Consider the following 21,724-nt stretch of genomic DNA (forward strand, 5'->3'; position numbering starts at 1 on the left):
TTTGAGAATCCGGCCACCACGATTCTCACAATAAAATGCCAAGTCCGGACGAAACCACCGTATTCTTACAATTAAGTGCCAAGCGACACCATGAAAGGTCAGGCAGCGCGAGATCGCGATGCCCGGCCCAATAGCCTCCAGCCCCCGCCGCCAAAATGGCGGCGAGGGTGAGGCCAATTCGGCCCGCCCGGCTCATGGCACGGCCTTGAACACGAGCTTGTTTTCGAGCGTGCCGGTCTCGCCCTGCACCTTGGCGCCGAGCGACAGCCGCCAGCCGCCCACCATCGAGATCTGCGCCTTGAACCGATAGACGCCGGGCTCGGTCGACGGCATCGCTTCGATCGGCGCTGCCATCATCTCCATCCCATCGGGAGCCATATCGACACGCTGAGCAAAGATCACGGCATCCGGCACGGCTTTGCCCGAGCGCTTGTCGACCAGGCGCACGGCTATCACCGCTGCATTGCCTTGCTTGATCTCAGGCTGGACGAGCTGGAACTCGTAGTCCTGAATTCCGGCCCAAGCGTTGGAGGAAAGGCCCGCAACAGCAAGGCCGATCAGCACCGCGGAGGCGGTGCGCTTCATTGCAAAAAACGTCATTGTTTAATTCCCGAGTTTCATCGTTGATCCGTGCAGGCGCACGGCCGGGCTCGTGGCGAAAAGCCACGGCGCTTCGCCGCACGGCAGTCGGCCGCACGGCGACAGACGGCTCAAAACGAGCCGGCGATGAACTCAGGTTCTGGGAGGTCGTGGAGGGGGTGGTTCGGCCAGGAGATCGCGCGCGGCGTCATCCCAAGGCGTGAGCACGGTCACAGGCACGAAAATAGCCCGATGGGATGCGCTGACCGCTGGCGCGTTCGGGAAACACTTGGCCACGCACAAAGTCGCCAACGGACACGACTTCTGGCAATCCGGCAGCGACTGTTTCTGCTGCGGACAGCAAGGCATGTCCTCTGTCATGCTGGCCATGCCTTCCATCGCCGCCATGGGCTCGGCATCCATCATCGCCGCGGCCGATGGAGCAGCCATCGGCGCGATCAGAAGGCTCAGGACCGCCAGGATCGAGAGCAGACGGGGGAGCATGGGCCAGAATGTCACGAGCGCAACTTCTCACATTGTGCGCTGCAAGAAAAGATGGCGAGGATCATATATGTGCCAGGAAGGCAGAACTGATTGCCGTGAGCAAATCTATCAGTCACTCAAATCGATTGAGGGATTCTAATTATTGATGAGTCGAGAGTGCTGCAGAGATTTTCTGGCACGCCGTTATCGTAGTTCACCTTGGGCAGCGGCGCCGCATTGCCCCTTTATCGTTCGTGTTGTCGCCGTCAGGCGGACCAAGTCACCACAGGCCACATCGTTCGGGGGGGTGCGGGCCGATGCTCTGGCGCCACTGTCGACTACCTGGATTTTCACCCGTGGCTACCATGGGCCCGCGCTGACGTGGCGGTCGTCGTGCTTGTGACTATTGGGTATCGGGCTGACCGGCCGAGTCAGCGAGAACTTCGATGATCCGGCAATTTGCGACGTTCCCGTTGTCGCACTCATCGATCATCCGGGTTAGCTCGGTCCGAAGTCCAAGTAGCCGCCGGATGCGGCTCTCGACGGTCTCGAGCTGATCGGCGGCGATCCGGCTCACCTGCTCACACGACGCTTCGGGCACCTCCTGCAGAGAGAGCATCGTCTTGATGGCAGCGATGTCGAAGCCGAGGTCCCTGGCATGGCGGATGAACGTCAGCCGCCGAACATCGTCCGCTGCGTAGAGGCGCCTTCCACTTTCGGTTCTCGGCGGTGGGGGAATGAGCATAATCCGCTCATAGTAGCGGATCGTCTCGATATTGACGCCAGTGCGCTTGGACAAAGCTCCGATGGTGAACATCAACAACAATTCTTTAGTGGCTACAGAATTCGATATAGCAAGCGGCCGAGGGCATGTGAAGCGCGAACGATGGGAGGCGAGCAAGTCATAGAAATGCACGCATACAGCGATCCCGCGGAAGCGGCCGCTAGTGCAGCCTGATGGCGTGTTGGGGTGCAACTCGTGAAGCCATAGCAGAGCATGGCCGTCCGCAGGCGGGCCGCGATAGTGATCTTTAGGGGTTGATTCTGTAGTGGCCACAGGAAGTAGATATAGCGATTGGTTGGAGGTGTGTGAACCTGACAAATTATGACCGAGCATGTCGTAAGCCTGATCTGGGACGCCTGGCGCACTCGGAAGAAGGGGGTGGGCGCAATCGCGCAACGCCAGCGTGCCCGTCTCGCCGACATAGTCGCCCATGCCCGGGCCAACTCCCCGCACTACCGTGAGCTGTACCGTGATCTGCCGGATCTGGTTGAAAGCGTCCAGCAGCTCCCGGTCACCGACAAGAAGATGCTCATGGAGCGCTTCGACGACTGGTGCACCGACCGCGCCGTCACGCTCGAGGCTACAGAAGCGCTCGTCGACGATCCCAGCCGGATCGGAGAGTGGTTCCTCGGAAAATATACCGTAATGACCACCTCCGGTACGACCGGCCGCCGCGGGATCTTCCTGGTCGACGATCACACGATGGCGGTCGTGACTGCCATGATGCTCCGCTGGATCGGCGATTGGCTCGGCCCGAGCGACTTCCTTAAAATCATCGCCCGCCGCGGGCGGATGGCAATGGTGATGGCGACCGGCGGCCACTTTGCGTCAGCCGTTGCCGCCGCGCGCCTGAAGCAGCGGCGCGGCAGCCGCATCGAAGTGCTTTCAGCACATATGCCAACGGCCGAACTTGTCGCGCAGCTGAACCGCTTTCAACCTGCTCTGCTGACGCCCTATGCCAGCATGGCCGCGCTGCTCGCCGACGAGCAGGAGGCCGGCCGGCTCGATATCCATCCTGTGCTGCTGGCTCTCTCGGCCGAGGGGCTGCCGCAGGCTGAGTACGGCCGAATTGCTCGCGTGTTCAACGCGAAGATCGGCAACAGCTACGCCGCCTCGGAATGTATGTTTCTGAGTGCCATGTGCGACGAAGGCTGGCTGCACATCAACGCCGACTGGGTGGCGTTCGAGCCGGTCGACGCCGACTACCGCGCGGTCGCTCCAGGCGAGCAGTCACACACTGTCCTGATCAGCAATCTCGCCAACCGCGTGCAGCCGATCCTGCGCTACGACCTCGGCGACAGTGTGCTGCAGCGGCCCGATCCATGCCCCTGCGGCAATCCCTTGCCCGCAATTCGCGTACAGGGGCGCTCCGCCGACGTTCTCACGTTCCGCACGCCAGGCGGCGAAGTCAGGCTGCCTCCGCTGGCGCTTAGCCAGGCCATTGAGTCAATCCGCGGCGTGACACTTTTCCAGATCGCGCAGTCCGACCCGGACGGACTTGAATTACGGCTGCAAATCGCGCCGGCGGCGAATGCAGACGCCGTTTGGCGCGAGGCCGAAGCAGGTCTGCGAAAGGTGCTTGGCGAACACGGGCTTGAACGCGTGGCTATCAGGCGCGGCGGCGAACCGCCGGAACAGGGTCGGGGCGGAAAATTCCGGGAGGTCATTCCGCTCTCGGGTGGGCGCTCGTGAAGCGGGTTCGAGGAGACGTCGATGAAAGGGAAGGAAATTGCCAAGTTCTTTGCGGGCTTAGCAGCCAATCAGGTGCTCACCCGTGGAGTCTTGGCCACTGCGGGCGTTCAGTTCAGTCTGTTTGGGATCACCTATAACCAGCGGCTGAACACGATCGCCGTTGTCGTTTGGGGGATCATTCTTCTGCTGCTCATCTACTATGCCTGGGTCAGGAGATGACGAGCACGAGCAAGTGTGACACGTCTACAGAGGGCGAGACATGAACCATGCCTAGTGACGAAGAAACAGAGATACGTCTTGATGCTCGCGATGCCGAGGAACGGCGCACTCTGTGGTGGGTACTCGGGATTAACTTCACGCAGGTCTTGGTAGCCGGTGCCGTTGGCGTGCTTGCGGATTCCACGGGCCTGCTCGGTGCCGCACTCGACAATCTGGGGGACGCCGCTGTTTATGCGGTCAGTCTCTATGCGGTCGGCCGCACGGTCATTACCAAGGCACGTGCCGCAAACCTGTCCGGCATTCTTCTGATCCTCCTTGCCTTCGGTTTGCTTGTAGAAGTCTTGCGTCGGTTTTTCGCGGGAGCCGAGCCAATCGGGCTCGCGATGATCATCACGGCGCTCGCGAACGCGGCTACCAATTTGCTCTGCCTTCGCCTTTTGCGAGCGCATCGTGCGCATGGTGTGCACTTCAAGGCGTCGTGGATTTTTACGACGAACGACATGCTGGCCAATGCGGGCATCGTCCTTTCCGGTCTCTTGGTGATGTTTCTGAAGTCTCCCGTCCCCGATCTCGTGATCGGGGTTCTGATCGTCGGAATCGTCCTCAAAGGAGGGTGGGAGATTCTCAAGGAGGCGCGTGAAGCCCGCGATTCTGCACAGGGAGACAGAGGATGACCAAACGTCCCCTGTGGACCCATAACCATGCGTTTGCCTCCAGGAGGCCGGAGGATCTCGCCGAACGGGATTTGGAGAGCCGCAATGCCCCGGATTCCACGTGACAGAAGCCTGGACTCGACGATCGCCCTGATGGGTGATCCCTATAGATTTATCTCCAACCGGAGTCGGCGCTATCGATCGGACCTGTTTGAAACGCGGCTTCTGCTGCGGAAGACCATCTGTATGACGGGCCCGGAAGCGGCCCAGCTGTTCTACGATCCGAGTCGCTTCGTACGCACTGGTGCGATGCCTAAGGCGATCCAGAAGACGTTGCTCGGCGTGGGTGGCGTGCAGGGCCTCGACGACGACGCCCACCGGCATCGCAAGCAGATGTTCATGTCGCTGATGACACCCGAGCGGATCGAGCAGCTCGTCCAGCTGACCGCGGCCGAGTGGCAGATCCGAGTGCTCAAGTGGGGATCGATGGACGAGGTCGTGCTCTATCCAGAGCTCCACTTGCTTCTGACACGCGCGGTCTGTGCCTGGGCCGGCGTGCCGCTGGCGGATTCAGAGGTCGACGCGCGGACCAAGGAGATTGCCGCGTTGTTTGACCATGCGGGTGCGGTCGGACTTAGACATTTGTGGTCGCGGTGGGCCCGAAAACAGGCTGATCGTTGGATAGCGGATATCATCGATCAGATTCGCAGTGGCCGTATCCGCCCGCCCGAACAGTCGGCCGCCCACATCATTGCGTGGCATAGGGATCTGAATGGTGAGTTGCTGACGCCCCAGATCGCCGCTGTCGAGCTGATCAATGTGATCAGGCCGACGGTTGCCGTCTCGGTTTACATGCTTTTCGTCGCCCACGCATTGCACGCGCATCCCAAAATTCGAGAGAGGCTTCAGGCTGACGAGGACAGCTACTCCCGCCGTTTCGTCCAGGAGGTTCGCCGGTACTATCCTTTTTTCCCGGCAGTCGCTGCACGGACGCGGCAGGCATTCGATTGGAACGGATATCAATTCACCGCAGGTCGACGCGTTCTCCTCGATCTATACGGCACCAACCAGGACCCCCGAACCTGGAAGAGACCGGAGGAGTTCGAGCCCGAGCGATTCCGCCATTGGGACGAGAGCCCATTCAATTTCATCCCGCAGGGCGGCGGAGACCACTATGTTAATCATCGCTGTCCTGGCGAATGGATCGCAATCGAGCTCATGAAGCTGACTGCGGATTTCCTCTCGCGATCCATGAGCTATGAGGTGCCGCAGCAAGACCTGCGGATTGACTGGTCGCGGCTGCCCGCATTGCCGCGTAGCCGGTTCGTCATTAGGAATGTCAGGGAGAGCTAAAGCGAAGGACACACCGAGGCCCGTGTAAATTTCTTGGTGTGCGCCCAACACGCATCTTGCCGGGATGATCCGATCTGGACGGGTGCTGGCGCTACTTGAGATCGTGCGCTGCTATGAGCGCCTCGATATCCCCACTGAACTGGCTTGGGGACCGGTAATAATCGGGCTGGCGCGTTGGTTGAGGCGTCATCCGCCGGACCTCTATGGATCAGCTTCGCCGCGGCGCCCCTTGATTCTGTAGTGGCTACAGAATGTATGGTTCAAAGAGTACGTGAACGCTCGGGAGCCGAGCTCGAATTGCGACAGCAAGGAGATATTAATGAAAGTTGATGCCGCGGCGACGGGCACTGCCGGCTCACTCCGGTTCAAGGTCGACGGCCTTGATTGCCAAAACGAGGTCCGCGCGCTTCGCACAGCGGTAGGTCCCGTTGTGGGCGGTGACGACAAACTGTCCTTCCACACCCAAGCGGGCGTTATGGAGGTGCTGTCCGGGAACCCTTCGGAGCTCGATGCCATTCAGCGGGCGGTTGCTACGACTGGAATGCGAGCGCATCTTCTGCCGGAGGAGGCAGCGCGGCAAGCCGCACCGACACTCCTGTTCCGGGTCGAGGGGCTCGACTGCAAGAACGAAGTCGCGGCGCTCAAGCGCGAAATCGGCCCGCTGGTCGGCGGCGACGCTTGGCTAATGTTTGACGCGACGAAAGGGCTCATGACCGTGGCCCCGCAGCGAAAGGCGACGGTCGACGATATAATCGGCCACGTGGCCCGGACCGGAATGCGGGCTTCACTCGTCGTGGAGGGTGCAGCCGAGGCAATGCTCTTTCGGGTCCAGGGCCTCGACTGCAAGAACGAGGTGGCGGCGCTCACGCGGGAACTCACACCGCTCGTCGGCGAAAGCAAACTCGCTTTTGACACCGCCGAAGGCACGATGACGGTGGCCCCCCAGAGCCGAGCGGCGGCAGACCTGATCGCCCAAGCCGTGGCTCGAACGGGCATGCGCGCCGAACTATGGGCGCCGCAGGCGGCCTCACCCGCTCCAGCCCAGCCCGCCGTGGTACATGAGGGTTCGGCGTGCGGCTGCGGCGCAGAGGTGCAAGAGGTCTTCAGCCCGCCGATCCCGACCCACTTACCCGGTCAGGTCGTGTTTCGCATTCATGGCATGGATTGTGCCGACGAGATCGCGGCCTTGAAGCGGGAGGTTGGGCCGCTCGTCGGGGAAGACAAGCTCGCTTTTGATCTCCTCAACGGCCGCATGTCGATCGACGTGACACCGGATTCCGTGCTCGAAGCCCGTATCGAAAAGGCGGTGGCTCGCGCCGGCCTACGCGCGGAGCCGTGGATCGAAGGTGGCATTAGCGAAGCCGCACAGATCGAAGAGCGCCGCAAGCGGGTGCAGTCGTGGCTGACAACCGCAAGCGGCGTGCTCACCGCGCTGGGCTTCGCGGTCCACGCTTGGCTCGGGGGCGGCGTCATAGCGGCTTTCGAGGCAGGCGAACATGCCATGGGCACAACCCCGTTGCCGAGCATGGTTCTCTACGCGGTCGCCGTGCTCTGTGCCGCGCGCTACGTCGGGCCCAAGGCTTGGCTCGCGGCGAAGCGACTTCGACCCGACATGAATCTGCTGATGGTGGTTGCGGTCGCGGGCGCGATCGGCATCGGCGCCTGGTTCGAGGCCGCCACCGTTTCGTTCTTTTTTGCATTGGCGCTGGCGCTCGAGGCCTGGAGCCTTGGTCGCGCGCGCCGGGCAGTTGCCGCCCTTATGGAACTCGCGCCGCCGACGGCACGCGTCAAACTTGAAGACGGCTCCGAGCGCGACGTGCCGGCGGCCGAGGTGCGAGTCGGCGCGCGGATCATAATCCGGCCGGGAGACAAGGTGCCGCTCGACGGCCGGGTTGCCGCTGGCGAGAGTGAGGTCAACCAGGCACCGATCACCGGTGAAAGCGTGCCGGTATTCAAGGCAGAAGGCGACGACGTCTTTGCCGGGACCATCAACGGTGAGGGTGCAATCGAGGTCGTGACCACCAAAGCGGCGAATGACACGACGCTTGCCCAGATTATCCGCATGGTCGGTTCGGCGCAGAGCCGACGCGCGCCCAGTGAGCAATGGGTGGAGAAATTCGCGCGCGTCTACACACCCGTCGTGATGGTACTCGCCGTTGCGATTTTTCTCGCTCCGCCCTTGCTCTTTGGCGGTGCCTGGGACGTCTGGTTCTACCGGGCTCTCGTGCTCCTCGTGATCGCTTGCCCCTGCGCGCTCGTGATTTCGACCCCGGTGACGATCGTCGCGGCACTCGCCGGCGCGGCAAAGCAGGGTGTCTTGGTAAAGGGCGGCACCCATCTCGAGACGCCTGCGCACCTCAAGGCGATTGCCTTGGACAAGACGGGCACGCTCACCGAAGGACGACCGCAGGTCGTCGAGATTGTGCCGCTTCGAGGGCGCAGCGAAACTGAGCTCCTCGGCTTGGCCGCCGCCCTGGAGGCGCGCAGCGGACATCCGATCGCTCGCGCCATCCTGGCGAAAGCCGCCGAACTGAAAATCGCCGCCGAGCCTGCCGAGGCTGTCCAAGCTATCACTGGCCGAGGGGTCAGCGGGCGCGTGGCCGGTCGCGAGATGTGGCTCGGCTCGCGCCGCTACCTTGAGGAGCGCGGTGTCAATTCTGCTGAGGTTCTGCAGCGGGCAGATGCGCTTTCGAGCGCCGGTCGCACTATCGTCGCGGTCGGCGATGGTCGGGACGTCTGGGGACTCGTTGCCGTCGCCGATGCGGTCAGGCCGGAGGCCAAGGACATTGTCACGGCGCTGCACCGCGCCGGGATCGGACACGTTGTGATGCTCACTGGAGACAATCGCGCGACAGCCGAGGCGATTGCGAAGCAGACGGGCATCGACGAGGTCCAGGCAGAACTTCTACCTGGCGACAAGGTGGCGGCGGTCGAGGATTTGGTGCGGCGCTACGGATCGGTGGCGATGGTCGGCGACGGAGTCAATGACGCTCCCGCGATGGGGCGCGCCAATCTCGGCATCGCCATGGGTGCCATGGGCAGCGACGCCGCCATTGAAACGGCCGATGTTGCCCTCATGTCAGACGATCTTTCGAAACTTCCTTGGCTGGTGCGCCATTCGCGCGCGACGCTCGCCGTCATCCGACAAAACGTTGCCTTCTCGATCGCTGTGAAGCTCTTGTTCACAGCGCTGACGGTGATTGGTCTCGCATCGCTCTGGGGTGCTATCGCGGCGGACGTCGGCGCGTCTCTGCTGGTCGTTCTCAATGGCCTGCGCCTGCTCAATCGTGGTCAGACCAGCAGTCAAAAGGGTGGCCCATCCAGCGGCCTTGGCGTTTCGCTGCACCGGCATCGGGCCTCGACGATCACCGAGACGGTCCCGGCGTAGACCGCGGCCGCGTCGGTGCGGCCCAACCCATGTGCACCGGCCGCGCAGAATGGCCGAAAAGAAGGATTGATTGAGCGTGGCGTATCCGAGGCTGATCCGACGAGCTACACTGGCATGTGGTGCTTTAGCTGCCGCCCTTGCGGTCGATCTTGTTACGAAATGGCTCATCCTCAACGTCGTAATGGTGCCGCCACGGACGATCGAGATCGCGCCATTTTTCAACCTGACCCTCGGATTCAATACGGGTGTCAGTTTCGGAATGTTCCGTGAGTTCTTCCTCGACCGCCCATTGATGCTCGCCGGAATCAAGATGGTGATCGTCGCCGGCCTTCTCCTCTGGGCCATGAGAACGCCAAAGCCGTTGGAGACGCTTGGTCTCGGCCTGATCGCCGGCGGTGCCATGGGCAATATTGTGGACCGGATAAGTCAAGGTGCCGTGACCGATTTCCTCGATTTCCGTATTGGCGGCTGGCATTGGCCGGCATTTAACATGGCCGACACGACCATAACGATTGGCGTCGCCCTACTGATCGCGGGCTCCTTTTGGCCGGGGCGCTCGGTGGCTCCCGTTCTGAAGCGGCCGAGCGGCGCGGGGCACTGACGGTGGCGCTCATCGATGTGTCTTTGCTCGGGTTGGTCACGGCCGCGATGGCTGGAGCCATCTCCTTCCTCTCGCCCTGCGTGCTGCCGCTCGTACCGGGCTATTTGTCGTATGTCGCGGGAGGCGTGAACGGTGATTGCTTCGATGGGAGGAGCCGCCGGTTCCATGTTCTCGGGCCAGCCCTGCTCTTCGTGCTCGGCTTCACGGCGGTGTTTGTTCTGCTCGGGCTCAGTGCGATGGCCCTTGGTGGATTTCTGCAACGTTATCAGATCCAAGCGAATCTAATCGGCGGTGCGTTGGTCACTGTCTTCGGTCTCGCTATGACAGGGCTGCTGCGCCTGCCCGCCGTATTGATGGCGGACCGGCGCTGGAGCGGGCCGACGCAGATTGGAGGCCCCTTCGGAGCGTTTCTCCTCGGCATCGCCTTTGCCTTTGGATGGACGCCTTGCATCGGCCCGGTGCTCGCTTCCATCCTGACAGTCACGGCGGCCTCTTCTGGAAACGGCGCGGTGCTCCTCGGAGCTTATGGCCTCGGGGTCGGCCTCCCGTTTGTCTTAGCGGCACTGTTCTTCGGCAATGCGGCCGTCGCTCTGAAGCGGATGCGTCGCGCTGGCGCGGTCCTCAACGTAGGAGCAGGAGCAGTGATGGTCGGCGTCGGCATTCTGATGATGACCGGTCGCCTGCAAGTGATTGCCATCTGGATGCTGACGACTTTTGCGATACTCGGCAGCATCGGATGAGACGCGCGCCAGCTGCAAGCAGCGGCTCGAGCATACGCAGCAACTCGCTCATTGGCCCCAGGGATGCATGATCGGCAAAACAAGACGCCCGCACTTCTGTTCATGAATCCCGAAGCCGCAGCGGTAGATATCGCAGCGGTAGATATAGTGCGCCGAACGCCGGCAGCACCAAATGCGGCGTCCCCAAGATGGTCGGGCGGTCGACCGGCCCGTCGAGAATGTCGGCCAGCCGCTGCATGGTCCAGTCGGAGGCCACCATGCCGCCGTCGACGCGGAGCACCGTCTTGGCCTAGTCCTAGGCGCCTTTCCAGTCCTTGCGCATGGTATCCAGCAGGTCGCGCGCCAGGAGCGCGACCGATTCAGGCGCGGCGCTCGCGAACTCGGCCGTACCTGAGTCGCGGTCAGGCCGAAGATTGCCCCACGCATCGCGTCCCTTCTCGGCGCGTCTTCTTGCACCCTTCACCTTGTCCCAGATCCAGGCGATCTTGATGCCCGAACATCAGGGATCGAGAAGCAAACCAGTCTTGCGCGGGAACTTTTTCTCCAACCCGTGTTTCTTCAGCTTCTGGCGGTGTGGCGCGGTGCGTCTGTCTCGCCAGATGATCGCGTTACGGACCGGCTGTCGGTCGCCTTGTCCCAGATGACGTCGGTTCCGCTTGCCGAAATCCATCCGGGCTGAGATCGAGCAATTCAGGACGGTAACAACCATTGCCAGCCACAATGCAACCGTTACGAGGAAGAACCCGATGCGGAAGGTCGGAAGACTTCCAATTGGGAGGAATTGACCCCCTCGTTCCTTGTCGTCCTCCGGCAAGCAGCTGTCGAGATAAACGACCGGAGCGGCCACCTATCTCGGCGTGATCGCGGGTTCACACGCCGCGATCATAGGTATATATGAATCTGTAGCGACTACAGAATCGATCTTTGCGTAGCATCTGTCAAATTTGAACGTGGTCGCGGTGTCAGCGGTCACGGTCGCTTGGCTCACTCGGCAACGGGAACGCAAGAACAGGAGATCGCACGGGCAGATGAGCTTCTATTCTATCTATCAGCAGGGTTTCATTCGCGTAGCTGCCTGTACACCGAAATGCGAAGTCGCCGATCCGGGCTACAATGTCGCCGAAACGGTTGCGCTCGCCCGCGATGGTGCACGACAGGGTGTGGCGCTGATGGTCTTCCCGGAATTGGGCCTCTGTGCTTATGCGATCGACGACATTCTCGGCCAGGCTGCACTGCTGCAGCGGGTAGAACAGGCGATCGAGGAGATTGCGGCCGCAAGCGCTGAGCTTTCGCCTGTTTTGCTCATCGGCGCGCCGCTAGCTCGCGAAGGACGACTCTACAATTGCGCTGTCGTTATCCATCGGGGGCGCATTTTGGGTGTCGTTCCCAAAGGACACCTGCCGAATTACCGAGAGTTCTACGAAAAGCGTTGGTTCGCCTCAGGGCGAAACCTGAAAAGAGCTACCATCGGGATTGCAGGTCAGCCCGTCCCCTTCGGAATGGATCTGATCTTCGCGGCCGAGGATTTGCCAGGCTTCGTCTTCCACGTCGAACTGTGCGAAGACCTATGGGGACCGGCTCCGCCCAGCGACTTTGCGGCGCTCGCCGGCGCTCTTATCCTGGCCAACCTCTCGGCCAGCAGCATCACCGTCGGAAAGGCAGAAACGCGCCGACTACTCTGCGCAACCCAATCGGCGCGGTGCTGGGCCGCATATATCTATTCCGCGGCCGGTCCGGGCGAGTCAACGACGGACCTCGCTTGGGACGGCCAAGCCTGCATTTATGAGCTCGGGTTGCTTCTGGCGGAGACCGAGCGGTTTCCGCTGGACTCGCAAATGGCTATAGCCGACGTCGACGTTGAGAGACTCACGTTGGAGCGTCTGCGCACTGGCACCTTCAACGAGGCGGCCATCGCACAAAATATGCCTGAAGACAGGTTCCGACGTATAGGCTTCCAGTTCGAGCCGCCCATGACGGACCTCGGGCTGCGCAGGATAGTCGCACGCTTTCCCTATGCTCCTGCCGATTCGGCACGGCTCGACCAGGATTGCTACGAAGCCTATAGCATCCAGGTGCAGGGACTGATGAAGCGCCTGCAGGCGACAGGCATCCGCCGCGTCTGCATTGGCGTCTCCGGTGGTCTGGATTCCACTCACGCGTTGATCGTGGCGGCCAAGGCATTCGACCGGCTAGGCTGGCAGCGATCCGATATTCTCGGCTTCACGATGCCGGGGTTCGCGACCGGGGATGCCACGAAAGACAATGCCTGGGCGCTGATGCGCAGTCTCGGCGTCACTGCTGAGGAGATCGACATTAAGCCGCTGGCGCAGCAAATGCTGGCAGGACTGCGGCATCCATTCGCCAAGGGTGAGATGGTTTACGACGTGACTTTCGAGAATGTGCAGGCGGGACTGCGCACTGACATCTTGTTCCGTGCGGCTAATCAGCGAGGCGCCATTGTCCTTGGCACCGGCGATCTATCGGAAATCGCACTGGGCTGGTCGACCTACGGCGTTGGTGATCAAATGAGTCACTACAACGTCAATGCGTCAGTGCCGAAGACACTCATTCAGCACCTTATTCGCTGGGTGGCGCAGTCGAATGCCTTCGACGCGGGAACGAATGCAACGCTGCTGTCCATCCTTGATACCGTGATCTCGCCTGAGCTTATACCGGCAGATGAGGGCGGTCCATCGCAGAGCACGGAAGAGAAGATTGGACCGTATGAGCTGCAGGATTTCACGCTGTTTTATCTGACACGGTACGGCTTGAAACCATCGAAGATCGCATTCTTGGCGTTCCACGCTTGGCGTGATATCGCCGCCGGTGCCTGGCCACCTCAATACCCTGATGACCGCCGCAGGGCATATGATCTGCCTACAATCAAGTCTTGGATGGAGGTGTTCCTCTATCGATTCTTTACGATCAGCCAGTTCAAGCGCTCCGCATCTCCCAACGGGCCTAAAGTCACAGCCGGAGGCTCGCTGTCGCCGCGTGGCGACTGGCGGGCTCCGTCGGACGGCAACGCCCGCCTTTGGTTGGAGGAGTTGCGCGCCAACACGCCGTCTGAATGAACTTGCTCTAAGAGTCTGTTTTGAAAGTCATGCCGACTTTGCCAAACGCCTGAAGAGGAACACCGCAGATGCTGCGTAGAGGAATGCAGCGCCGGATTTGATTGATGCCTCGATGTCCTTTGCGAGGCGTCGATTGCGACTGATTCAGGCGAACAAGCGTTCGACGATCCAACGTCGTCGATAAGGCCGAGCTGGCCCCTCAGCATTCGTGGGTACGATGCGGGTTCGATCTGCGTGCTGCCCGAAGGCACCGGTCAAGGCGTCTGCGCGTCGTCTGGAACGCGCAATCGCGGACATATGCAGGGTGGAGGCAGCCAAGGGTTCATCAAAACCAGCGATGCCGTCTCTCGTCCGCTGCACGCATTGGCTGCGTCGAGGTGCTCGCAACAAAAACTCCTGACTGTCCCGTGAAAGACACGAACAGCGCCGACGCATACCGGCGCTGGATGATCGTGGCCGCGGGCGGCCACAAGTGATGATCGCACGCTTTGCCGAATTTCTGGAGACGCACCAGGGTGCGCCTCGGCGGAAGCGCTCGCCGCCTGCCGCCGATCGATCGGCGCTATTCGCCCCCTATTTTCGGATCATGCAGCCTGAAGGCGTCCGCGCTTCAGCAGGATCGCGTAGAGCGCGGCCACCAGCGCCACGTTGACGATCGCGAGCACGAGGAATGCAGCGAGCGGGCGGTCAGCGCCGACCATGTCGATCAGCAGCGCCCCGAGCGACGGTGATGCGGCCTGCATGATCAGGCTCGGCATGGCGATCCGTCCCATGATCGAGGCATAGCGATCCTCGCCGAAGACGGCGAGCGGCAACGTGCCGCGCGCGATCGGCTCGATGCCGATGCCGGCGCCGTAGAAGATCAGCGCGGCGGCGATGATCGGGAAACCGCTTCACAGCAGACCGACGCCGGTTGCCACGAATAAGGTGGAGGCGAACTTCGTCCAGATCGGATGATGGAAGCGGCTGATCAGCATTTCAATGGCTCGCGCGCCGACCTGTGACGGTCCGACGATCGCGCCGAGCGCCACGGCCGCCGCAAGCGCGATTTCGCGGGCCTGCAGGATCGTCAGCAGATGCACGGACAGCATCGCTGAGATCATCGAGCTGATGGTGATGACGATCGCGATCAGCACGAACAGAAGTTTCGAGCCCGAAGCGAGCGACCGGACAGCGCCTTCGCCTTCCGGCGTCGCTGAAGGGGAAGCGACGCGAAGCGCTCGTTTCGGCTCGGTCGGAAGCGCGAAGACATAGAGCGGCAGCAGGACGGCGACGTGAATGGCCGCGTAGATCAGGCAGGCGTTGCGCCAGCCGAACTCGGAGACCAAGAGGGCCGAGAGCGGCCAGCAGACCGTGCTGGCGAACCCGCCGAACAGGGTCAGCGTGGCAATCGCCGTGCGGGCGCGCTGGCCGTAGAGGCGGCCGAGCGTGGCGAAACCCGCGTCGTAGAGTCCGGCGCCCATGCCGACGCCGAGCACAAGCCAGGACATAATGTAGAGCGGCAGGTTGGGCGACAGCGCGAGACCGGCCAGGCCTAGCGCCAGGAACACGGCGCTGGTGGCGAGCACGAGCCTGCCGCCGAACGTCTGGATGCTGTCGCCGACCCGCGGCGAGACGACGCCGGCGACCAGCAGTCCGAGGCATAGGCCGCCGACCACCCAGGCCAATGGCCAGCCGGTGTCGGCGGAGATCGGCTGGGCGAGAACCGCAAGAAGGTAATAGGACGAGCCCCACGCCAGAATCTGCGTGACGCCGAGGACCGGGATGACCAGGAGCAGGCTTGGCGGCCGGTAGGTAGAGGCAGGCGTGTCCGCGGCCGAAACGCTCACGCGGCGACCCCGCATCCGCAACCCGACTTGCCCTCGTCCTTCGCCACGGCGTCGGCGACGCAGCATGCGTCGGACCTCTCCGGCGCGGGGCCGCCGCAACATCCCGCAGTCTCGCTCCCGACATCGAAGTTGGTGACGCACACGCCTGTCTCCGGCAGCACGAGCTGCACGTTGTTTGCCGCCGCCATGTCGCCGGCGATTGCCGCAGCAACGGAGCGGACCTGCTCGTAGCCGGTCAGCAGCAAAAAGGTCGGCGCGCGGCCGTAGCTCTTGATGCCGACCGTGTAGAAGCCCGGCTCGAGATGGGCGAGTTCACGATGGCCGTGCGGCGGCACCGAGCCGCAAGAGTGCTCGTTCGGATCGATCAGCGGCCCGAGCGCCTTGGTGCTTTCGAGCCAGGGATCGAGATCGAGACGCAGTTCCCGCGTCAGCGACAGGTCCGGCCGCTGGCCGGTCGCAGCGACGATGCGGTCGACAGGGCCGATCGTGCGCGGACCCTTGGCCGTTTCCCGTCGAGTATAAGCCGGCCACCTACCTCGCGAATGGCGAGGATCGCAAAGCCGGCGACGAGCGGGACGCGACCGCTTTCGAACAGCTCGCGCGTGTCGGCGCCGAGCTCGCCTCGCGCCGGCAACTGGTCGGCATCGCCGCCGCCATAGATGCTCACGAGATGGGTGCTGCAGGTCGCCCAGATCGCCTTCGTGGCCGGATCTGTTTCCGCCAGGCGGACCAGGTCGAGCAGCGCGTTCGCAGCCGAATGTCCCGCGCCGACAACCAGGGTGGTTTTGCCGGCATAGATGTCGCGATGCCGGCCGAGTACATCGGGAATGCCATAGGCGATGCGATCGGCGAACGCGGCCTCGCCGTCGGCCGGCAGGCCGCTTGCGCCGAGTGGGTTCGGCGTAGACCAGGTGCCGGAGGCGTCGATCACCGCACTGGCGAGATCGCGGCGCGTGCCTGTCGTCGTCTTTGTCGCCAGCACGAACGGCAGCTCCTCCCGCCCGTGGCTTACCACCTTGTCGATGCCGAGCCGTGAGATCGCCACAACGCGGGCGCCCGTCTCGATGACGTCGGCCAGTTCGGGCGTCGCGCCGAGCGGTTCGAGATAGTCGCGGACGAGGTCGCTGCCAGTCGGGAAGGCATCGGTTGCGGGCATCGTCCAGCCCTGACGCTCGAGCAGTGCGACGACGCCGCATCGACGCAATAGCGCCACGGCGTGAACACGCGGACATGGCCCCAGTCACGGATGTTGGCGCCGACCTGCGGACCGGCCTCGTAGAGCTTCACCGGCAGACCGCGCGAGACGAGGTGGGCAGCGGCAGCGAGACCGACAGGACCGCCGCCGACGATGGCGACAGGCAAAGATTCGAGCGATAACGAGAGGCTGTCACGCGGCTGCTTCCTCCTCGCTCGCGATGCAGGCGGCGTCAGCACAGCACTCGTCGGCAAGGAAGCCGATGAGGCCGTTCATGGCCGGATAGTTGGCGCGGCAGATCAGCGTGGTGGCCTGGCGTTCCTGCGTCACCAGCCTAGTCGCGATCAGCCTTTGCAGGTGATGGGAGAGCGTCGAAGCCGGGATGCCGAGCCGTTCCTGCAGGCGGCCGACCGGCAGCCCGGCGTCGCCGGCGCGCACCAGCGTCCGATAGACCTGGAGCCGGGTCGGGTTGCCGAGCGCTTCGAGCTGCTTTGCTGCTTGTTCGAGATTCATGGAAATAAGCCTACACGGCTTTGCGCCGCTGTCCAGCACTAATTTCGATGATTGTCGAAATAGCAATCTGCCAGGCTGCGGCGTCAAGCCGGCCGCGGCGGACCGGAAACCACCTCGCCATCCTCCTTGGTGAACGTGCCGATGTTGGGGTTCGGCAGGATTTCCAGCACGGCCTCGGAGGGACGAGCGAGCGTCACGCCGAGCGGCGTGACGACGATCGGCCGGTTGATCAGGATCGGGTGCGCCAACATGAAGTCGGTCAGCTCGTCGTCCGTCCACTCCGGATCGCTGAGACCAAGCTCGGCATAGGGCGTGCCCTTCTCGCGCAGCAAGTCGCGCGGCGTGATCCCCATCGCCGCGATTAGCTCCACGAGCCTTTCCTTCGATGGCGGGGTCTTTAGATACTCGATCACCTCCGGTTCCTCGCTGGACTGGCGGATCATCGCGAGGGTGTTGCGGGACGTGCCGCAGTCGGGGTTGTGGTAAATGGTGATCTTCATTCGGCGGCTTTCGGTTCCAGGCTGGCAGGTGTCTTGGCCGCTTCGCTCGCGAGCCATCCCGCCATGATCATGGCGAGGACGGCGCCGAGAAGCTGGGCGGCGATGAATGCCGGCACGTCGATCGGACGAATGCCGGCAAAGGTGTCGGTGAAGGCGCGGGCGATCGCCACGGCGGGATTGGCGAAGGACGTCGAGGCCGTGAACCAGTAGGCGGCCGTGATGTAGAGCCCGACCAGCCAGGCAACGGCATCCGGCCGAAAGCGCAGACCCGCGAGGATCGTGAAGACAAGCCCGAACGCCGCGACCGTTTCCGCGATCCATTGGCCCGAACCCGTGCGTATGGTCTGGGAGGCCTGCAGGAGCGGCAGCTCGAACATGGCGTGCGCGAGCAGCGTGCCGGTAGTGCCGCCGAGCACCTGCGCGACGACATAGGCGAGCGCCGCGTTCGCCTCGATTTCCCGGCGCAGCGCGAAGACGAGGGTCACGGCCGGGTTGAAGTGCGCGCCGGAGATCGGTCCGAGGATCGTGATCAGCACCACGAGAATCGCGCCGGTCGGCAGCGTATTGCCGAGGAGCGCCAGGGCAACGTCATCCGTCAGCCGGTCGGCCATGATGCCAGAGCCCGCGACTGTCGCGACAAGGATTCCCGTGCCGAGCGCTTCGGCCGTCAGGCGACGCGACAGGTCGAACGCCATAGCCCTCAGCCCGCTTCGGGCAGACGACGGCCGATCTCGTCGAGCCGGCGCTGCAGGGCGAGCTTGTCGAGCGACCTCATCGGCAGGTTGACGAAGATCGAGATGCGGTTCGCGAGCATCCGGTAGGTGTCGGCGAAGGCAAATCGCTTCTCCGCCTCGGTCCCTTCGACCGCGGCCGGGTCCGGCACCCCCCAGTGTGCCGTCATCGGTTGTCCCGGCCAGACCGGGCAGGCCTCGTTGGCCGCGTCGTCGCAGACGGTGAACACGAAATCCATCTTCGGCGCGTCGGGAGCGGCGAACTCGGGGTCGGAACAAGAGCAGTGCCAAATCGTACGCTAAGGCCGAACGGATGGTGAACGTCATGCGGCGCGCAACATTCGGCCGGGAAGAGGGGTCGGAACAAGAGCAGTGCCAAATCGTACGCTAAGGCCGAACGGATGGTGAACGTCATGCGGCGCGCAACATTCGGCCGGGAAGCCGCAAGGGCCTGAAGCCTTCGGACAACTGCTGCTCGGTGTCCCAGGAATAGATGCCGGTGAGATTGATGTGCTCCCAGCTGAGCGGCGAGACGTGCTTCAGCAATCCGTCGGGAATATTCCGGCCTCGCTGGCGCAAATGAGCCGTTGCCCGGCTGAGATAGACGGTGTTCCAATGAACGATGGCGCTGACCACGAGGTTGAGGCCGGAAGCCCGGAATGCCTGACTGTCAAAGGAACGATCACGGATTTCGCCGCGCTCGTGGAAAAAGACGGCGCGCTTGAGCTTGTGAGCGGCTTCGCCTTTGTTGAGCCCGGCCTGACAGCGCCGGCGCAGCGCCGGGCTGGAATACCATTCGATCATGAACAGGGTGCGCTCGATGCGACCGAGTTCGCGTAACGCTTTGGCCAGATCGCTGGATTTGGACGAGGCGGACAACCGTTTGAGAATCGCTGACGGCGCGACGGTGCGCGTGGTGATTGACGCGGCAAGGCGCAGGAGCTCGTCCCAATGTTCCATGATGAGCGCGGTGTTGATAGGCGCGCCGATATGATTCGCCAGCGTCGGATAGGCATCGGCTTTTTCGAAGGTATGGAATTTTCTGTCCTTGATGTTGCGAAGACGTGGCGCGAAGCGCCTACCGATCAGGCAGAACAGCGCAAAGACATGATCGCTTGCGCCGCCGGTGTCCGTGAACAACTCCTCGATCTCCAGAATCGTGTCGTGGTCGAATAGGCCGTCGAGCACATAGACGGCCTCGCTCTCGGTCGGGCTGATCGGCAGGATGCTGTAATAGCCGTACTGGTCGGAAAGACCGCTGTAGAACTTCGAGCCCGGTTCGCTGCCATAATGCAGGTTGATGTCGCTGCGCCTTGCGGCCCGGTCACTGGCGCGGAAGAATTGCCCATCGGATGAGGCTGTCGTTCCGTCGCCCCAGATTTGCGCATGCGGATGGCGGGTATGGGCATCGGTGACGCAGGCCTGCGCGGCCCGATAGGTTTCGGAGCGGGCATGGAAGCTGCGCATCCAGCCGATCTGGTGGGCGCTGATCCCCTTCGACGCCCCCGCCATGCGTTTCGGGCCGAGATTCGTGCCATCGGCAAGCACGCCGGCCAGTATGGCGGCGATGTTTTGTGGCGCATCTCCCGTCCGGACGTGGGTGAACTGGTCGGCAAATCCGGTCCATTCATGTACCTCCCGCAAGAGATCGGGCACCTCGACCAGAGGATACATGTCCGTGATTTCGGCATTGAGGGCTTCCGCCGCTGCGGGAACATCGCTGGTATGCGGCGTCACGGTCAGCGTGCCGTTTTCCATCCTCACACCATCGAGCTTGCCGAAACGGGCGCGCCAGGCCAGCCGTTTGAGATTGAAGTCCATCATTTGCCCGACTTCAGCCAGCCAGATAGCGCAGTCGGACGGGACACCGAGTCCGAGCTGATCTTGCCCCTTCAGAGCGACAAAGGTTGGCTTCGGCATGAGATCTTCGTCTATCGGCCGGAATGACCGGCTGCCCTCGACCCACACATCGCGCGAATGCAGCCGGTCCCGTAAATGAGCGAAGGTGGCGATTTCATAAAGCCGCCGATCCGGCTTGCCATCCTCGAAGACCAGTTTCCTTTCGTTCGCACCCAGATGGCCGACCGGCACGCGATCCGGCAGAACACGGCGTCCCTCCACATAAAGCATTTTCAGGGTCGCGACCGCCGCAAGCAGCGGATCGTGCCGGCGGCGCGAGCGGAACGTGAATGCCTGAAGGAAAGCGCCGGCAAACTTGCGGATGTTTCCATGTTGCTCGGCCGCCAGCACCAGCGGTGACATGTCGCCGTTCTCCACCATGGCCTCAAGGCTGGGTTTGATCTGCAGCAGCCGATGCCAGCCCACGCGCCTGTCCAGTATCGTCATGGGATCGACATCATTGTCGTTCGCTGCCTGCAAGGCAACGATCGTGTCGAGGAACAGTCGCAGCGCCCTGGATGTTTCGATGCGGGCGTTCATGTGACGCTGCTTTTTCCGGTTGTTGGCCTGGGAGAATAGCCGGCCCATCAGCTTGATGAACATCATTACCGCATCGTCGGTGAGCTTCTGGCCGAGCTTGATCACCTGGGCCACGATTGTCGCACGGCGACGGCTGGCGTTGAAGTCACTGGCGAGCCAGGCCGGTGTGGCATCACCTTCGCGGACCATCTGCTCCCATCGTCCGGAGGGGATGCGGGCCTGTAAACGAGGATCGATCCCAAGCGAGCGCAGGAACGCGATCCGTTCCGTCAAGCCGACCAGGTTGCCTGCTCCGGGGGCGTCGGGAGCAGAGCGCAGCCAATGAAAGCGCGTCTGTCCGATCGCCGGATCAATGTTCAGCAAGGCATCGAGGGTTTCAAGCTTTTCCGGATCGAGATCCGAGATCAGCGCGTGCTCTGCGCGGCGGCGAGCAACAGCGCGCGCTGCCAACCCCATGCGTTCGATCATGTTCACCGCCGGCAGGAGAACCCGGCGCTCCCGGAACGTGGCAATGATTGCCTTTGCGATCACCGCCCCCTTATCTGTTGTTGAGGCCGCGTCGATGGCTGCCATCAGCGCCGTACGACGGTCATCGGCTGTCGGGCTTCGCATTTCCAGATAGCCGAGCAGGTGTGCGATGTGATCGCGGCGAGTTTCCTCACGGCGGGCGTAGAGATCAAATAGTCTGGGATCAGCGTCGATCTGTTCGGCGACATAATTGAGCATCGCGCCCGGAGGAGTCTCGTTCGGCATGAGCGGCCGGCCAGGATGGCGCATCAGGCAGAGCTGCAACGCAAAGCCAAGCTGGTTGTGCTTGCGCCTGCGAAGCTCGATTTCCAGCCGATCGGCCGGTGACAGGGAATAATGGCGGATCAGGCTGTCGTCATCGGTGGGAATGCAGAAAAGCTCCTGTCGATCCTGAACTTTTAGAAGCGTCCGTTTGGCCATCTA

General features: G+C 62.6%; 17 protein-coding genes and 3 pseudogenes. 8 read left to right on the forward strand and 12 right to left on the reverse strand.

Annotated features, from left to right (window positions below):
- Positions 1-192 precede the first annotated feature (192 nt).
- From GNP00_RS00005 to GNP00_RS00015, 3 genes are all read right to left on the reverse strand, one after another.
- A complete protein-coding gene (locus tag GNP00_RS00005; RefSeq protein ID WP_011578676.1) occupies positions 193-600 on the reverse strand; it encodes a FixH family protein in 408 nt (135 codons plus the stop codon).
- Positions 601-732: 132 nt separating this feature from the next.
- Entirely contained in the window at positions 733-1,098 is a 366-nt protein-coding gene (locus GNP00_RS00010; protein ID WP_041544164.1) for a hypothetical protein, read from the reverse strand.
- Positions 1,099-1,465: 367 nt separating this feature from the next.
- On the reverse strand, positions 1,466-1,879 hold the full coding sequence (locus tag GNP00_RS00015) for a MerR family transcriptional regulator (protein ID WP_011578674.1): 414 nt from the start codon (positions 1,877-1,879) through the stop codon (positions 1,466-1,468).
- A gap of 345 nt (positions 1,880-2,224) precedes the next feature.
- Here GNP00_RS00015 and GNP00_RS00020 point away from each other — a divergent pair, with 345 nt between their 5' ends.
- From GNP00_RS00020 to GNP00_RS00050, 7 genes are all read left to right on the forward strand, one after another.
- The gene (locus tag GNP00_RS00020; protein WP_343034328.1) at positions 2,225-3,538 is read left to right on the forward strand and encodes a phenylacetate--CoA ligase family protein; all 1,314 of its coding nucleotides are present in this window, start codon (positions 2,225-2,227) and stop codon (positions 3,536-3,538) included.
- A gap of 21 nt (positions 3,539-3,559) precedes the next feature.
- The gene (locus GNP00_RS00025) at positions 3,560-3,757 is read left to right on the forward strand and encodes a hypothetical protein (RefSeq protein WP_041544163.1); all 198 of its coding nucleotides are present in this window, start codon (positions 3,560-3,562) and stop codon (positions 3,755-3,757) included.
- 47 nt (positions 3,758-3,804) lie between these two features.
- Positions 3,805-4,431, forward strand: coding sequence for a cation efflux transmembrane domain-containing protein (locus GNP00_RS00030; RefSeq protein ID WP_011578672.1), 627 nt, complete (start codon positions 3,805-3,807; stop codon positions 4,429-4,431).
- Positions 4,432-4,515: 84 nt separating this feature from the next.
- On the forward strand, positions 4,516-5,763 hold the full coding sequence (locus GNP00_RS00035) for a cytochrome P450 (RefSeq protein WP_011578671.1): 1,248 nt from the start codon (positions 4,516-4,518) through the stop codon (positions 5,761-5,763).
- Between the two features lie 319 nt (positions 5,764-6,082).
- Positions 6,083-9,151 (forward strand): heavy metal translocating P-type ATPase, encoded by a 3,069-nt coding sequence (locus tag GNP00_RS00040; RefSeq protein ID WP_011578670.1) that lies wholly within the window; start codon positions 6,083-6,085, stop codon positions 9,149-9,151.
- Positions 9,152-9,227: 76 nt separating this feature from the next.
- On the forward strand, positions 9,228-9,752 hold the full coding sequence (gene lspA / locus GNP00_RS00045) for a signal peptidase II (protein ID WP_011578669.1): 525 nt from the start codon (positions 9,228-9,230) through the stop codon (positions 9,750-9,752).
- Between the two features lie 2 nt (positions 9,753-9,754).
- Positions 9,755-10,492 (forward strand): cytochrome c biogenesis protein CcdA, encoded by a 738-nt coding sequence (locus GNP00_RS00050; RefSeq protein ID WP_011578668.1) that lies wholly within the window; start codon positions 9,755-9,757, stop codon positions 10,490-10,492.
- Between the two features lie 139 nt (positions 10,493-10,631).
- Here the strand turns inward: GNP00_RS00050 and GNP00_RS23780 are convergent.
- Positions 10,632-10,936 (reverse strand): annotated as a pseudogene (locus tag GNP00_RS23780) (FGGY-family carbohydrate kinase); the annotation flags it as partial.
- 584 nt (positions 10,937-11,520) lie between these two features.
- Between GNP00_RS23780 and GNP00_RS00060 the strand changes: the two are divergent.
- Entirely contained in the window at positions 11,521-13,566 is a 2,046-nt protein-coding gene (locus GNP00_RS00060) for an NAD(+) synthase (protein ID WP_011578667.1), read from the forward strand.
- Between the two features lie 584 nt (positions 13,567-14,150).
- On the opposite strand, the gene GNP00_RS23660 is transcribed toward GNP00_RS00060, so the two are convergent.
- The 8 genes and pseudogenes from GNP00_RS23660 to GNP00_RS00100 form a co-directional block, all read right to left on the reverse strand.
- Positions 14,151-14,381: a hypothetical protein gene (locus GNP00_RS23660; RefSeq protein ID WP_343034329.1), complete on the reverse strand. Its 231-nt coding sequence runs from the start codon at positions 14,379-14,381 to the stop codon at positions 14,151-14,153.
- Between the two features lie 78 nt (positions 14,382-14,459).
- A complete protein-coding gene (locus tag GNP00_RS00070) occupies positions 14,460-15,395 on the reverse strand; it encodes an MFS transporter (protein ID WP_343034330.1) in 936 nt (311 codons plus the stop codon).
- A pseudogene (locus GNP00_RS00075) lies at positions 15,392-16,757 on the reverse strand (FAD-dependent oxidoreductase). The gene GNP00_RS00070 and the pseudogene GNP00_RS00075 overlap by 4 nt, the downstream one beginning before the upstream one ends.
- Before the next feature lie 25 nt (positions 16,758-16,782).
- Positions 16,783-17,103 (reverse strand): ArsR/SmtB family transcription factor, encoded by a 321-nt coding sequence (locus tag GNP00_RS00080; protein ID WP_011578666.1) that lies wholly within the window; start codon positions 17,101-17,103, stop codon positions 16,783-16,785.
- 83 nt (positions 17,104-17,186) lie between these two features.
- The gene (gene arsC, locus GNP00_RS00085; RefSeq protein ID WP_011578665.1) at positions 17,187-17,603 is read right to left on the reverse strand and encodes an arsenate reductase (glutaredoxin); all 417 of its coding nucleotides are present in this window, start codon (positions 17,601-17,603) and stop codon (positions 17,187-17,189) included.
- The gene (locus GNP00_RS00090; RefSeq protein ID WP_011578664.1) at positions 17,600-18,298 is read right to left on the reverse strand and encodes an aquaporin; all 699 of its coding nucleotides are present in this window, start codon (positions 18,296-18,298) and stop codon (positions 17,600-17,602) included. The genes arsC and GNP00_RS00090 overlap by 4 nt, the downstream gene beginning before the upstream one ends.
- Before the next feature lie 5 nt (positions 18,299-18,303).
- Positions 18,304-18,600 (reverse strand): annotated as a pseudogene (locus GNP00_RS00095) (low molecular weight phosphatase family protein); the annotation flags it as partial.
- 145 nt (positions 18,601-18,745) lie between these two features.
- Entirely contained in the window at positions 18,746-21,721 is a 2,976-nt protein-coding gene (locus GNP00_RS00100) for a Tn3 family transposase (RefSeq protein WP_011578824.1), read from the reverse strand.
- Positions 21,722-21,724: the final 3 nt, after the last annotated feature.

The organism is Chelativorans multitrophicus (assembly GCF_011317445.1).
GTDB lineage: Bacteria > Pseudomonadota > Alphaproteobacteria > Rhizobiales > Rhizobiaceae > Chelativorans > Chelativorans multitrophicus.